The 16,136-nt window shown below is 39.8% G+C and carries 10 protein-coding genes; 9 read left to right on the forward strand and 1 reads right to left on the reverse strand.

Annotated features, from left to right (window positions below; translation table 11 throughout):
• Nucleotides 1-75 precede the first annotated feature (75 nt).
• The 7 genes from NC796_RS14045 (at nt 76) to NC796_RS14075 (ending at nt 11,907) form a co-directional block, all read left to right on the forward strand.
• Nucleotides 76-2,001 carry an AAA family ATPase gene (locus NC796_RS14045; protein ID WP_310685257.1) on the forward strand — a complete coding sequence of 642 codons (1,926 nt, stop codon included), beginning with the start codon at nt 76-78 and terminating at the stop codon, nt 1,999-2,001.
• Nucleotides 1,985-3,955 (forward strand): UvrD-helicase domain-containing protein, encoded by a 1,971-nt coding sequence (locus NC796_RS14050; protein ID WP_310685259.1) that lies wholly within the window; start codon nt 1,985-1,987, stop codon nt 3,953-3,955. Before NC796_RS14045 ends, NC796_RS14050 begins: the two co-directional genes overlap by 17 nt.
• Before the next feature lie 7 nt (nt 3,956-3,962).
• Complete coding sequence (locus NC796_RS14055; RefSeq protein ID WP_310685261.1) at nt 3,963-4,835, forward strand: hypothetical protein; 873 nt, start codon at nt 3,963-3,965, stop codon at nt 4,833-4,835.
• Nucleotides 4,836-4,859: 24 nt separating this feature from the next.
• Nucleotides 4,860-5,831, forward strand: coding sequence for a toll/interleukin-1 receptor domain-containing protein (locus tag NC796_RS14060; protein ID WP_310685263.1), 972 nt, complete (start codon nt 4,860-4,862; stop codon nt 5,829-5,831).
• Nucleotides 5,832-6,136: 305 nt separating this feature from the next.
• Nucleotides 6,137-6,778, forward strand: coding sequence for an HNH endonuclease (locus NC796_RS14065; protein ID WP_310685265.1), 642 nt, complete (start codon nt 6,137-6,139; stop codon nt 6,776-6,778).
• 41 nt (nt 6,779-6,819) lie between these two features.
• On the forward strand, nt 6,820-10,065 hold the full coding sequence (locus tag NC796_RS14070) for an SNF2-related protein (protein ID WP_310685267.1): 3,246 nt from the start codon (nt 6,820-6,822) through the stop codon (nt 10,063-10,065).
• A 141-nt stretch (nt 10,066-10,206) separates the two neighbouring features.
• Entirely contained in the window at nt 10,207-11,907 is a 1,701-nt protein-coding gene (locus NC796_RS14075) for an erythromycin esterase family protein (RefSeq protein WP_310685268.1), read from the forward strand.
• Between the two features lie 487 nt (nt 11,908-12,394).
• On the opposite strand, the gene NC796_RS14080 is transcribed toward NC796_RS14075, so the two are convergent.
• Nucleotides 12,395-13,525 (reverse strand): tyrosine-type recombinase/integrase, encoded by a 1,131-nt coding sequence (locus tag NC796_RS14080; protein WP_310685269.1) that lies wholly within the window; start codon nt 13,523-13,525, stop codon nt 12,395-12,397.
• Nucleotides 13,526-14,007: 482 nt separating this feature from the next.
• Here NC796_RS14080 and NC796_RS14085 point away from each other — a divergent pair, with 482 nt between their 5' ends.
• Nucleotides 14,008-14,688, forward strand: coding sequence for a response regulator transcription factor (locus NC796_RS14085; RefSeq protein WP_310685270.1), 681 nt, complete (start codon nt 14,008-14,010; stop codon nt 14,686-14,688).
• Entirely contained in the window at nt 14,688-15,986 is a 1,299-nt protein-coding gene (locus tag NC796_RS14090) for a HAMP domain-containing sensor histidine kinase (protein ID WP_310685272.1), read from the forward strand. Before NC796_RS14085 ends, NC796_RS14090 begins: the two co-directional genes overlap by 1 nt.
• The last annotated feature ends 150 nt before the right edge of the window (nt 15,987-16,136 follow it).

The following is a 16,136-nucleotide window of genomic DNA, read 5'->3' on the forward strand; positions in this document are numbered from 1 at the left end:
TTGATAAGCAGAACGAAAGAGCCTTTATGGCTTATTAAACGGGTTTTATTTACTTCAACAAAATTATTGGTTGTTATGAATGATGGGGTATTTCTACAAAAACTTAGAATCTGGAATTTTAGATCATTTGGGACAAAGGGTGATGATTTAGCGGTCAATAAAGAAAATCCAGGAATTGAAGTCACTTTAAATCCCAAATTAAACGTCTTAATTGGTGAAAATGATTCTGGGAAAACCGCTATAATCGATGCGATCAGATATGTTTTAGGAACCCGAACTTATGATAATCAGCGTCTTGATCAGAATGATTTTCACTTCAATAAAGTGGGAGAACAGGCTGAAGAACTTAAAATAGTATGTTTGTTTAAAGGATTTACGTCAAAACAAGCAGGAAAATTTTTAGAATGGATTCATACTGATGAAGATGGGAATTATGAGCTTCGAGTTTGGCTGTCAGCTACTTTAAAAGATCACAAAGTAGTCCAGAATATTAGAGCTGGTATCGATGAAGATGGAGCATTTTTAGAAGGTGGCGCTCGAGATTTATTGAGAACTACATATTTAAAACCTTTACGAGATGCGGAAACTGAGTTATCTCCGGGTTATAGATCTCGGTTAGCTCAGATTCTCTTAAACCATTCTGTTTTTATCAAAGAAAAGGATGAAGATGGAATAGAGAAAGAACATCCTTTAGAAGCACGAATCAGTGAAGCAAATGAAAAAATAAAAGAGTTTTTTGAGCACTTTGAAGTAGACGGTGGTGTTGAAGGCGGAAAAGAGATAACAGAAGCCTTAAAAAGGCATACAAAAAGTTTTCTACACAGTACAGATTCAAGGGAACCGATTTTCAATGTTTCTGAACCTTATCTACCAAGAATTCTACGAAAATTGGGGTTAGAACTTGAAGAGCATAAAACAGGGTTAGGATCCCTGAATAAGCTGTTTATGGCTGCTGAATTGCTACAGCTTGAGATTGAAGAAGGCCTACGATTGGCTTTGATTGAAGAATTAGAGGCCCATTTGCATCCACAAGCTCAATTGAGAGTAATCAATGCCCTTAGAAATATTGAAGCAAAAACTCAATTCATTCTTTCTACCCATAGTACTACGCTTGCCTCTAATATACCTTTGGAGAATTTGATACTTTGTTATAAAGAGCCTGATGGCTCAAGTATCTTTTCTTTACAAAAAGAGGAAACGGGACTTGAAGACGATGACTACGAATTTTTATATCGCTTTCTCGATGCTACCAAGTCCAATCTGTTTTTTGCCAGAGGAGTAATTATAGTTGAAGGAGATGCAGAGAACATTCTTTTACCTACTGTTGCAAGATTACTCAACAGAAGCCTTTTTAGATATGGAGTTTCTATTGTTAATGTGGGAAGTAAAGCACTATTACGGTATGTGAAAATATTTAGGCGTTCAAATAGTAAATCATTGCCTGTAAATGTTGCAGTAGTTACTGATTTAGACATTACTCAAACAAAAAATGATGATGGTGAAATTGTTCAAAAGAAAGAAGAATTAGACAAAGAAGAAGAAATAATAAAGTTAGAAAATGAGTATAATTCACAAGAGGATAGTAATATTAAAGTTTTTAGTTCACCTCTATGGACATTAGAGTTTGATATGGCGAAAGGTGAATTAGCACCATATGTAAATAAAGCAGTAACAATTGCACATAGAATTCAGAATAGAGTTAAACGAAAAGACTTTTCTGAAATTCCTAAAGTGAAATTTGTTGAATGGAATGAAGAAGCCAAAAGAAAATTGGAAGGTTGGAAGGAAGATGGTTTGACCCAGAAGGAAATTGCCTATGAAATTTATGATGAGTTAGATCGATTAGCATCCAAAACAGTGACAGCTCAATGGTTAACGAGGATCTTAAAAGAAAATGAAGAAGAGATAAAAGAGATAATAATGCGAGACGAGCAGCTTAAATATATACGAGACGCTATTTATCATGTAACAGAATTTCCTGATAATGAAGATAACGAATGAGGATATAGAGCGCGTTGAAAAATTATTTTTTCCAGATGGTGGGGATTTTAAAGACGAAAATGACGAGCGTTATGATTTTATCAAATGTTTGGATCAGTCGGTAGACGTCCATGCATGTCCCGGTAGTGGTAAAACAACCAGTTTGCTTGCTAAACTTTATCTGCTTTCTGAGAAGATGCCATTCCCAGATGGTAGAGCGATTTGTGTATTAACGCATACAAACGTAGCTATTGATACCATTAAAAATAGATTGGGTAGTAAAGCGAATCGTTTATTCCGATACCCTAATTTTTTTGGTACGATCCAATCATTTATTGATCGATTTCTAGCAATACCTTACTTCACTCAATCTACTAAGAGAAGAGTTCAGCAAATTGATACTGAAGCACAAATGCGAAGGATGAATAATACCTTTTGGTTGGAGGGTATTGCCAGACAGACATTTAATAATCTAAGATACTATAACCACAGAGCTAATAATGGAACTGGGATATTTGGCTATTATACTTACTACAAAAACGAAAAGGATACATTCCATTTAATTGATAACAATTCTAATAAAATAATTAATATAAGTAAACCAGGACGTGGTAGTTGGTCAGACTCAGAAAAAGAACAGATCAAAGCGGCAGCAATAAAATTAAAAAATAAGGTGGTTTTTGAAGATGGAGTTCTAAGTTATGATGATGCTTATCAATTGGCTTTGAAATACTTAAAGGAACAAGATGATTTGAATTCCTTATTTAGTAATAGGTTTGGATATGTATTTATTGATGAAATGCAGGATACCTACCCTTATCAATTAAAAATAATTGATCAACTTTTTGATGATTCAGTAATAGTCCAGCGTATTGGAGATCTTAACCAAGCTATTTTGGCTGGCAAAGACGGCGAAACTGCCTGGTCGAAAGATGATGAACATTTAAAAATAACAGGCTCCTGGCGATTCTCGCAATCTATAGCAGATGTTTTGCGTAGTGTTGCACTTGAGCCCCAAGAAGATTTAGTAGGTTTTAATGAAGCAGATATTCCACCCCATATCATTGTCTGTGATAATAATGACAGAGATGAAGTTTTGCAGAAGTTTGTAGAATTAATTGATAAGTATAATCTGACTACTAAATCCGATGAAACAGGTTATCCCTTTAAAGCTATAGGATGGGTGGGCAAGGAAAAAGATGGTCTTACAATAGGTGATTATTTCGAAGGATATAACAAAAAGCTAAATAGTAGCCGACGAACTTTCCCCAATTTTATAACATTGATTGCTTGCAGTTTAGAAGCAACTCCAAAAGAGTTTAGAGATAACATTATAAATGGATTGCTAGAAATATTATTTCTCGAAAATGTATATCGGGAAGATACCGAACAAAAAAGAAGACATTCTAAAACCAGTCTACTGAAATTTATTGAAGAAATAGATCAGGAGTTATTGAGTGACTTCCAATCTCAAATATCCATCTGGTATTTGAAGAGCAAAGAAATATCGATTGAAAATCTTCACGAAAAAATAAGCGACTATTTCCAAAATGTACTATTCCCAACATCGGAACTTGAAATAAATGGAAATGGGAAAGAGTACTTGATCGAGGAAGAAATCAAAGATATAAATCCTACACAAGCGGAAGCTTCTAATATTTATAGATCGTCCACAGAAGAATTGCAAGATATTGGTGTATATGTAGATACAGTTCATTCCGTCAAAGGAGAGACACATACAGCTACTCTCTACCTTGAAACAAAATATTATAATACGTGCGGCAATTTTCTTATAAATGAGTTGAAAGGGACTCCATATGATGGAACTGATGGCTCACGTAAAGAAATGTGTATAAAAGTAGCCCATGTTGGGCTCTCAAGGCCAACTGATCTTTTGTGTGTTGCTATAAGTCGGGAGTTGATAAATGAAAACAGAGAAGAGTTAGAAGATTTTGGATGGGAAATTATAGATTAGGTAAGTTATGGAAATAGAAAAGATCAAAGAATTCATTGTAGATGATACACTAAGAATTGAACTTCATGATCTGATGGCTAATGATCTTGAAACACTTCTGGAAAGCTTTGACAGTGAAAAGTTTTCCGGTGAAACCAAGTTTTCCTATGAAGAGTTTGAAAACCGTATTAAAAGATGTGAGGAGTTGGTAAAAGAACTCTGTCAGATTAGTGCGTTACTTGGTTATTGGGGATCAAAGAAACAGATTAATAACTATGTATTCCCAATAATGACACTTTCAAATAAATATAAAGGTTCAAAAGAAAGTAAGGGTTGGAAAGCTGTCAAGTGGCACTCAATCCGTCTATTATTTTATTATGGAGGTATCACAGCTTTGGCTGCAGGAAATTATCGTAAATTGTATCAGCTTTTTGATTTACGAATAACCGATTCCAGCCGAACGGTGCAGAAAATATCTATTTGTGAATCTTTAACTGCTGTTAATAGCCGAATGGATAGCCTCTATAACAAATTGATGGAAAACAAAGATCATACAACACCATTAAGTGAATATCTTTTTCACCAGATTAAGCCAATAATGAATGAAGTGATTTATCTTGGTCCAAGTTTTGAATCTTTATTTGATCGGTTTGAGATTTTGTATGCATTGGATTATATAAATCGTACGAATGATGAAATACCGGAAAAGGCATGGGCTCCAACAGGGAGATTCGTACTTAAACAATATGGAGATAATCCATTTCAAGAGATTATTAAAGAAGCTGAATTAAAAGAGGAGGATTGGGCTCTTTTAAGGTCTGGATTCTTTAGAGGAAGTTATTCTCGTTTCCAACAAATTTGCACATCGTTTCAGGAAAGACTTCAACGATTTCGGTTTTAGGTCTAAAATCAAATATTTCTGCTTATGTCTAAAGTATTCATGTCATATTCCCATAAAGACGAAGAGTTAAGAGATGAGTTAGAGATACATCTTTCAATGCTTAAACGGAAAGGACTGATTTCAACTTGGCACGATCGTAAAATTTTACCGGGAGATGATTTTAAAAATGAAATAGATGAGAATATTGAGGATGCAGATATCATTTTATTATTGATAAGTCCATATTTTCTGGACTCTGATTACTGTTTTGACATTGAGTTAGAAAGAGCTTTAGAAAGACATGACAATGGAGAGGCCAGAGTGATTCCAATCATTCTGGAACATTGTCATTGGCAGATTGCTGAGTTTAGTAAGCTGCAAGCTCTACCTGAAGATGGAAGACCAGTTACCGATTATCCCAATCAGCACAAAGCTTTTACTCAAATAGCAAAGGGAATAAGACAGGCTATACAAAAGAGTGGTGGGAAACCTTCAGGTTCATCCCCTTCTCAAAGTGATATTCAACAAGAAGATACATCCGCAGCTCAAAGAAAAGATCCTCAACGATCTTCAAACCTTAGAGTAAGGAAAAGCTTTTCAGACAAAGAAAAAGACGATTTTCTAAGAAATGCCTTCGACTATATCTACAAATTTTTCAAAAACTCACTGGAAGAATTAGAAGAACGTAGCTCATTTATTGATTCTAATATTGAGCGCATAAATCCCCAAACGTTCACCGTAAAAATATATAAAGAGGAGAAGCTGGTTAACAAGTGTAAAATTTGGAGAGGTGGCGACTTAGGAAGTTCTCAGGCTATCAAATATTCAAATTCTATTGGTAATCGAAATAGTTTCAATATGATGTATACTGTTGAAGATGATGGTTATACCCAATATTTGAAGTCTAGTGGACTAAGCTCAACTACATTTTTTGATTTTGATGAAAAAGAAGATTTAAGTGAAAAAGGAGCATCGGAGCAGATGTGGGCTATGTTGATAGAGCCTTTGCAACGATGAAGACTTATGGTTTGGTTAACTCATGAAGTTCTTCTTGGCCGTTACAGATGACGATTGGTTTCACTTTCTGGCTCATCATAAGCCGGACGAGGTGAACTTCTGGCGGGCCGAGCAGTACAACAAATTTTAAAGCTATCTCAGAGGGAGCTTTCTTTATTTTTAAGCTTCACAGCCCCAATGATTATGTAGTCGGTGGCGGTTTCTTCGTCCGCCACTCCATCCTTCCCCTCTCCCTGGCATGGGATGCTTTTGGTATTAAAAACGGTGCAGCTACGTATGATCGGTTCCGAGAACTGATAATCAAATTGAGAAATGACAACGTTTTAAATCCCTCAATCGGCTGTACCATTCTGACCGAACCATTTTTCTTTGATAGAGAAGATTGGATACCAGTTCCATCCAACTGGAGCAAAAACATTGTGCAGGGCAAAACCTATGATACCAATGATGCCATCTGTGATCGTCTTTGGAGTCAGATTCAGGAAAGACTGTCCAATAAAGAGACCGATTCAAAGGAACCGGAACTCGTTTACGAGGAAGGGGAACGATATGGGCAAAAGTACGAGATCCGTTCCCGTATAGGTCAAGGTGCCTTCCGCGTATTGGTCACAGATACCTATTCCCGAAGATGTGCTATAACTGGTGAGAAGACTCTACCTGTTTTGGAGGCCGCTCATATTAAACCCTACGCTGAATCTGGTCCTAACTTGACCAGTAATGGACTGTTACTAAGATCAGATATGCATATCCTTTTCGATAAGGGATATATGACCTTAACCAAAGATTTGAAGATGGAAATCAGCCAACGTATCAGAGAAGAATATGAAAATGGAAGAGAATACTCCGCCTGGTATGGAGAGCAGCTTTCACAAATACCGGAACCAACGAATGAGCGACCTTCAGCGGCGTTTTTGGAATGGCATCAAGAGAATGTATATAAAAGCTGATTTCATTATTATTAAATTTTGAAACATAAATATTTCTGGGGATGGCGAAAGATGAACAAAGAGAATTATTCAAATGGCAGTGGCCTCCTGCTGCCCAATATCCACTGAACAACGAAAAGGGAAAAGTTGGAACTTGGGTTAGCAGAGATCTGAAAGCCTCGCAAAACTATTTAATCCTAACCGGTTTTAGTTCTCTTGAATATCTAATCCAAGAGATTGGAGATGAAGAAATTTGGCGGGATAGAAATATCACCATTGTTTTAGGCAATGAGCCGATTATCCAGGAAGAACTCATCAAAAAGCGCCTTACCCAAAGAAAAAACACCCTATCCCGCCACATTGCTGATTATTGGCTTGAAAAAGGGATATCAATCAAGTTAAATGGTCCCCTGCTGTCACTGACAAAGGCTATCGAGGACAATGAAATTCAGTTCAGGCTTCATCCCACATTACATGGGAAGGTATATGTTGGGGATCACCACCTGGTTATGGGATCCAGCAATTTTTCCTATTCGGGAATGGAAGATCAGGCCGAAATCAACGTGCGGTACGGCAAAGAAAAGCCCGAGTACGATGAGCACAAAAAAATTGCGGAACACTACAAATCTAAAAGCAAGGGGTACAATCAAGACTTACTGGAGCTACTTAAAAAGCTGCTCCAACTTGTAAATTGGGAAGAGGCACTGGCTCGGGCAATAGCAGAACTGTTGGAAGGTGACTGGGTAGAGAAATACTTCAAAAACTTACATCCAGGGCAAGAGTTCGCTTTATGGCCGACGCAGCGGCAAGCGATTGGGCAAGCGTTGTATATTTTGGATAATGAGGGGAGTGTACTAATTGCTGAGCCTACAGGTTCTGGTAAAACGAGAGTTGGGGCTCATCTTCTCGCGGCTTTATTGAACCGTTTTTGGCAGCAGGGACGGGGTAGCAGAAGTAAATATAAAATTATTGCTCCACCGTTGGTACTGGTCAACTGGCAGGAGGAATTGGATAATCTAACCTTTACCGTGGCTAACCCAATATCTCATGGCATTCTGAGTCGGTTGGACAGCTCTAAGAATCAAACCCATTTAGAGGATATCCAGGATGCCACCGTGCTCTTAGTGGATGAGGCCCATAACTATCTGAATATTTCGTCAAACAGGACACAGTCGATTCGAAATAACAAGGCTGATCATGTAATCCTATTTACAGCTACTCCAATCAACAAAAAATGGAATGACCTGCTTCGGATGGTTGAGCTCCTGGGGTTAGATAATCTTTCTGAAGAAGCCTACAAAGCGTATAAGAAATTAAAACGAACTAGAAGACGTAGCAGGGCTAAACCTAGTGACCAGATCCTTGGCCATCTGAAAAAGTATTCCCAAAAGTTTATCGTCCGACGTACAAAAAGGGAGATAAACGAGATTATAGATCGCAGACCGCATGCCTTTCAGGATGGTGACGGAAACCTGTGTCGCTTTCCCAAACATGTATGTAATACGTATCCCATCGATCAGGAAGAGCGAGATGTCGAACTGGGAAGAAAGATTGACCGGTTAAGTAATGATTTGAAAGGAATTCTCTTTTTGAAGCGGATCAATATGCCAAAAGAACTACTCGAAGAGGGCGTTGATCCACAAGATTTTGTAAATGGGCGAATAAGATCGGCACCTGCGCTATCACGATATAATATTAAGAACTGCTTGCGTTCCTCCAGGGCGGCGTTAATAGAACATCTCTTAGGTACTAAAGAAGCTTGCAAGTGGGCCGAAATTGGGGCTCTGTCAAAAACCTCATCTGGTAATATCATTGCCTCATTAGAAGATATCGACGGCCTTCCCAGGGTTAAAAACATTGACAAAAAGTATTTGCCTGACTGGCTAACCGATGAAGAGTTGTATTCTGAAGCTGTTCAGCAGGAAATAGATTTACTTAGCAGAATAGCAGATTGTGTAAAACAGATGAGCGACAGTCGGGAGCGATCCAAAGCTTATTTTTTAGCTGATTTGCTTGAAGAGCACAGCCATATATTGGCCTTTGATGAGATTGTTATTACACATTCGGTTATAAACAAGCACATACAAGAGCGTATATCGGATGGCACCCAGTTAGTGATTGCAACCGGTGGTCGGAATGATGGAGGAAAGGAGGAATTACAAGAGTTATTCCATCCTTCCTCTGAAAGTTCATCGGTTATTGGTCTTTGTACAGATGCGTTGTCGGAGGGAGTAAACCTACAGAAATCATCAGCAGTCGTTTTTCTGGATATGCCTACTGTTATACGCAAGGCTGAGCAACGGGCGGGACGGGTAGATCGGTTAGATAGCCCTCACGACAAAATTGATATTTATTGGCCCAGGGATCACAAGGTATTTCAGCTTGAAGCTGATAAAAAATTTATCGAACGGCACGACTTAGTTAATAATGTGATCGGTTCAAATATTAAAGTCCCGGACGAATTTACCGTGAATGGGAAAGAGAAAATTGACCCAGAGCTTATGGAGGAACTCTATAAGAAGCGCCAGGAAGAGGATCGAGAGTGGGCTGGTGTTGATGATGCGTTTAAGCCGGTTCGTGCCTTTATTGAAGAAGATGGGTTGATAGATCAGGATCTATACGAGAAGTTTAAAGAGGTTACAGCAAAAGTGCTTTCCAGAGTTAGCATTGTGAAATCTGATGCGCACTGGGGCTTTTTTGCCATCCGGGGCACTAAGAAAAGAGCACCAAAGTGGGTACTAATCAGAAATGGAGATCTTTTCAGGGATCTACCTGAAATCTGCGGATTTTTGCGAGAGCGACTACCCCAATGTACAAATATCACTGACCGGCTTAAGGAAGCTGATAGATATGTTCTTGATATGGTGAGTCGGCTTAATGAAGGGAGGATAGAACTGCTTCCGAATAGAAAACGACTCGCTTTAAATACGTTTGAGGATTTGATCAATAAGTGGATTAAAAATGTAGGAAATCAAGAAAATCCAGACAAAAACCGTTTAAGTATCTATAAAGACTTTTATGGCTTGTTCCAGAGTCACTATAAACTCCAAAGCTATTCAATCGATTGTTATGAGTTTAGTCAGCTTCTGCTTGACGTCTATCATCCATATTTTGACAAAGCTGAAGAGGATTCGACCTACAAGCGAGGCAGAAATATTAACAGCCTCAGAGAATTGAAATCGTGGCTGATAAAAAATCCGATTGCAAAAAAGGATTTGAAGTACTTATGGGAAAACCTGCCAACTGAGGAGCCATTGGACAAACAAGTTGCTGCCGCAATAATTGCAATCCCTAGAGAAGCAGTTTGATTTCATATAATTTTCAAACAGCAATATTAGGTATTGACTTAGTTGTAAGTATATAATTAATATTGGTTTATATTATGCATGACCTGCGCTAAAATCAAAAGTCACAAACTATTTTATCTCATTTATTTAGGGAGTTATGGTATGAAAACCTCATCTATTTGTCTGTTTGTACTTCTGTTGCTGACTTTTTCCAGTGTTTTCGGGCAGAAGAAAACGCTGGTATTGGGAGATACACTTGAAAGTTCCATCTCTAAAGGAGAGCAACATACTTACCAGGTGTGGCTGGAATCCGGGCAATTTGTGCATATTACCGTCGAACAGTCTGGCATTGATGTTGCAGTTACAGCAGTTAATCCTATTGGTGAAAAAATAGTCGAGCTTAATGCTCCTACAGGAATCCAGGCCACGGATCATGTAGAAATAGAGGCAAAAACTTCCGGAAACTACCAACTGGATATATATCCTTTTGAATCACCTGCCGACAGCGGGAAATACAAAATCCAGGTTATGGAGTTGCTTTCCCCTGCGGAATATAAGCAGCGGCTTATAACCGAACGTGTTCAGCATGAAGCTACAATCCAAGCCCTTCAGGAGCATCTTCAGCAAAATGCAATACCGATCCACCACATTGAGGCTGGAAATGATTTCAATGACTTGCGGCTTTTGAAGAAGATTTTGCAGGACGTCAAAATAGTTGGACTTGGTGAAGCAACACACGGTACCCGAGAGTTCTTCCAATTCAAACACCGACTGTTGGAATTTCTGGTTACAGAAATGGATTTTAATGCGTTCGCGCTCGAGTCTAGTTATGCGGCATGCCAACCCATCAACGATTATGTCCTTTATGGGAAGGGCGATCGTGCAGCCGTATTGTCTGGTCAAGGCTATATTGCCTGGGATACCGAAGAGTTTTCGGAAATGCTCGACTGGCTACGCAGCTATAATGAAGGGCTTCCGGATGCAAAGAAGGTTCGGTTTTATGGTGTGGACCTATGGAACAACGATTTGGGCAGGAAAAGTATCATAGCCTATTTATCGAAGCACGACCTTAATAAAGTATCTGCCGCCGATTCCATTTTCCAGATTCTTTCGAAATTAGAGCCAGACTGGCCTATGTTGCTGGATGATAGCGATAGAAAAATAATGATAGATGTTTTACCTCGGCTACAGAGTTTAATCAGTCATCTAGCCGCCAATAAAGACAAATACATTGCTGCCTCTTCGCCGTTGGAATTCGATCAAAATTTGCAATACATCAAGGTTATGGAACAATGGATATTGGCTAATACAGCAGAAATTTCAGAACGATCTAAATATATGGCTGAAAACCTAATGTATTTGGTTGATCGTTCAAGTCCGGATGAAAAATTTATTATTTGGCAACATAATGCCCATATAAGGGTGGATGAATCCGATGGATATTCCAAGTTCGGCTATATGCTACGAAAGCAGTATAGTGATCAGTATTATGCTTTCGGCTTCAGGTTCAACGAAGGTTCTTATCAGACGAGGATATTGAATTATGGAGAGGCCCCGGGAGATCTCAAAGTCTTAACTCTTCCTCCGGCTCCCGTCGGATCACTTGAATGGTATTTGTCGCGTACCAACATTGGGAATATGATACTAGATTTCCGGATACCTTCGGATAATCCAGCCGTTGAACAATTTTTAAATACGCCTCATCAGGTACAAATTGCCAATTGGGGCTACCCAATGTCTTCTAACTATGTAGATGAGAATCCCAAGAAACTCTACGATGGTATCATTTTTATTGAAAAAACCACAGCCACACGTCCAACAGCCCATGCCCGGGAAGCAGCCGAAAAAAGAAAAAGATTTTAAGGTCAGTATAACTAACTATGAAGAAATGCCAACGATCAATCCGAAAAAATATTAAAAGTAATTCCTGCAGATGAGTAAATAATGAGGTACAAAAGGCTTCATGAATTTTAGTAGAAGTTTACGTCTCACCTGTGAAACACTAATCATTTTGTGTTTCACATACGAAAAAATATGCAACACAAATAGGTTTGTGCTGATCTAATAAGGCGCAAATATCGGTGTTCAGACCTTCTATTTAACTCTAATATCATTTCATTAAATAAGTTAGTCTCTTATTTAAGAATTGTCTCATTTTTTTAAATAGTGATGTGCTTAATTAAATTGAACACAGCATTGAAAGATAAAACTAATAGCCCGTTGAATATTTTATGAGTCATCTGCTTTTAGGCGAAAGTCAGTTTACAATGCAATTTAGGCCTTTTACAGAGCAGGAATCTTAAATTGAACCCTGCGAGGAGTAACTCGCAGGGTGTTAAATTAAGTTTGATTATATCATATCAGCTATTTCTCGATAATTAAGTGCCGTGGTATGATCATAGAAACTAGCAGTCACAGTCGGGGTTGAGTGTCCCATAATTTTACTCACCCCATAGATGTTAGCTCCTTCTTTTTCCAGCACATGAGTCGCAAACGAATGACGGAGGCAGTGAAAGGTAAGCTCCTTGGGCAAGCCTGCCGCGTTCATGCAGCGCCGAAACTTTTGCTCAATGCTACGGCGAGCGTAATGCCCATGGCCCCTTTGTTTTTGCAGAAGGGGATAGTCGGTCTCATCCATACCTATATAGAAGTCCGGATCCTTTTTGATCTTTTTCGCCAACACGTTTTCGAGAATTTTCACGATGTTGAAGGCCTTCTTTCCCAACGGGATCATCCGATCTTTACCTGTTTTTGTTATTTCAGCGGGCAAGTGCAGGTAGCGCTCTTCGAGGTTGACCATGCCCCAGGTGATCCGGGTCATCTCCCCAATACGCATGCCGGTATAATAGGCCAAGCGAACGACGAGTCCGATAACCTGCCCCTCGGTCTGTTTTAGCAGGCGATTGATCTCTTTCTTTTTGAATTCACGCCGTTTGCTTTTGGCATCAAACATGAAGTCTTGCCCCTTGTATGGGTGTTTGTCTAGATAATCATTTTTATAGGCCCACGAGAAGGCGGCTTTAATCGACCGTAATTCAATATTAATCGTGGTCTTTCGGACGTCCTCCTTATCAAAGCGATGCAGCTTGTATTCGTTGATCATCTGTCTATCGTAGGAATCAATGGGGTGATCCCCGATGATTCGAAGGAAATACCTTAGCCCTTTCTTGTAGGTCGTGAGGGTAGTCTTTGCACACGAAGAGCGGACATGAGGGTAATAGTAGTCCTCCAGGTAGTCGGAGAGCAGCATGGCCCTGTTCTTCTGCTCCTGCTGGACCCGGTAGTCTTTAAAATATTCCACTACCAATTGGGTCGCTTTCTTTTCGGCTCGCTTTTGGGCCTGCTTTCGCTCCCTTTTAGAAGCATCCAGCGGGTAGGTGACCCCGGTCGACAGGTGCCTGCGGTTGCCCTGCTCATCTTCGAAGCGCACGTAGAGCCGGTATTTGTTATTTCGTTTGAACGGATAAACGGCGAAGTCCATAATGGTTCCTCCTGCTAGTTGGTTTGCGGTTAACGTCGCAGGATGAAGTACCTATTTTACGAAGGGCTTTGTTTGGGTGAACCAGATTTTCATTCGCCCAAACCGGGGGAGAAATACGATATGGGACCCGATTTTAGGTAACAAACCGGTAACAGAAAAGCGAAAAACGGGCTTCAGGCGTTGCAGGGGGCGGTTCGGAAAGATTTTAAGTCCCTCGCGTCTACCAATTCCGCCACTCGGGCAAATGCGTGATAAAATTTAGAGACTGCAAATATAAGGTATAAAGAATTACTTCAACAACATACTTTTGGATTTTCTTTTGCAAGCAAGGCAGAGGTAAAAACGACCAAGTAAACATGACAACTGCTTAGATATTTTAATAATTTAGCGTTCCTTTACAGATAAGTTCGTGTCAGGAATCCTTAGTATTGAAACAGAAAAACTTCAATTTTGCTTCAAAATAGTACCTTATACTTCTTGACATGAAACTGTTGGTTGTAGAAGATAATGAAGATCTGCTGGACAACATCCTGACCTACCTCGAGAGGGAAGGGTATATCTGTGAGTCAGCAAAAGATTACGAGCAGGGTTTCGATAAGATAATGTCATACAGTTATGATATCGTGCTTATCGATATAATGCTGCCCGAAGGGAATGGACTGCAGCTATTGCAGGAGTTAAAGTCCGTCAACAAAGAAACAGGTACCATCATTATTTCTGCCAAAAACTCACTGGACGATAAGGTAAAAGGCCTTGAACTGGGAGCTGACGATTACCTCACAAAGCCATTTCACCTTTCCGAACTCCATGCACGCATAAAGGCCGTAAACCGGAGGAAAAACTTGGGCGGCGATGAGATTATCCGGGTGAATGAAATTAAAATCAATACCGACACAATGGAAGTTACGGTTGATGGAGAACATGTCGATTTGACTCCCAAAGAATATGATCTGCTGGTCTATTTTTCTGCCAACAAAAATCGTGTACTCTCCAAGCAGACTATCGCCGAGCACTTGTGGGGCGACTATGTCGACCATCTCGATAACCTCGATTTCGTTTATCAGCACATCAAAAACTTACGCAAAAAGATGGTCAATGCCGGGGCCGGGGACTACATCGAGTCGATCTACGGGATCGGTTACAAATTTAAGATTTTATCCTGATGAAGCTTGTCAACAAATTCCTGTTAATTTATCTGCTGGTGACTATTATTGTCTTGTCGGCTGGGGGGATCATATCCTATTACCTGATTAAGGATGAGATCGACACCGAGCTCCGCTGGCGATATATGGATCGCATCGATCGCATAGGCTATCTCATTGAAGAAGGCCGTGATTTCGGGTTCGACAGCACACAGACGATTGAAAAATTCCAAGACCGAAATTTGATAATTCGAGAGCTTGAAGGGCAGGTCAATGAACGCGTGATTGCTACCGATACAATGGCTTGGCATCCCCACCTTCGGCGAATGGAGCACAATGTGAAAGTCTCAGCTTATCGACAGATTAACGACCGTTCCTACTACATTTCTACATGGGGTGCTATTGTGGAATCAGACGATATTATTGAAGCTGTGGTAAAAACATTGCTATGGATTTTAGGCCTCCAGGTGGTAGGAGCGCTGGGAGTTGGTTTCCTGGTGTCAGGGAGACTCTTTAAGCCATTTCGGGAGACCCTTGAAAAAATACGCGATTTCAAACTGAATCAGCGGGAACCCATTAAGGCGGAAAAAACCAGTGTCAAAGAGTTTGACGAACTTAACCGGTTTGTCGATGAGATGACTACCAAGGCCGTTAAGGACTATCAGAACCTGAAAGAATTTGCTGAAAATGCTTCCCATGAGCTTCAAACACCTCTTTCAATCGCCCAGGGTAAACTGGAGCTGCTGACCGAAACCGAGTTGAAACCGGAGCAATTTCAATATGTGGAGTCAGCCCAGGCTGCAATTCGCAAGCTTTCCAAATTGAGTGAATCGCTGGGCTTGCTTACAAAAATTGAGAACCACGAATTCAGTAACTCTCAACAAGTAAACTTTACCAACCTGATCAAAGACAGTTTGAGTACCTTTGATGAATTAATTACGCTCAACGGTCTGCGCGTGGAAGCAAATCTCCAGGATGATGTCCAGGTACAGATGCACCCGGTACTGGCCGATATACTGTGGACCAATTTGTTACAGAATGCTATTAAACATAATGTTGCCGAAGGTTATATCGATATTAGTTTGGACAGCGAAAAGCTGGTGATAGCTAATAAAGGAAAGGCACTGAAAATCGATCCCAACGATCTTTTTAAACGATTCAAAAAGGCTGATCAAAGTACCAGCTCCATCGGGCTTGGTCTCTCAATAGTGAGGCGGATTGTTAACCAGTCGGATCTGGAAATTTCGTATTCTTATGAAGAGTCAGATCGACAGCACACTGTGCAAATAGACTTTGCCAACAATGCACACAGCGAGTGAGCGGGATTGCCCTCATGGTACATGACCTTTTTCTTTGAGATTTTTTTCAAAGACACACCTTGCCCGTTAAATCATTATTTTATTTTTTGCTCTCACATTTGGTGCTACCCACCAGGGATTGCGTTTTAGACACAAATATTAATTGTCGGG

The sequence above is a fragment of the Aliifodinibius sp. S!AR15-10 genome (assembly GCF_031569985.1).
GTDB lineage: Bacteria > Bacteroidota > Rhodothermia > Balneolales > Balneolaceae > JAMQKA01.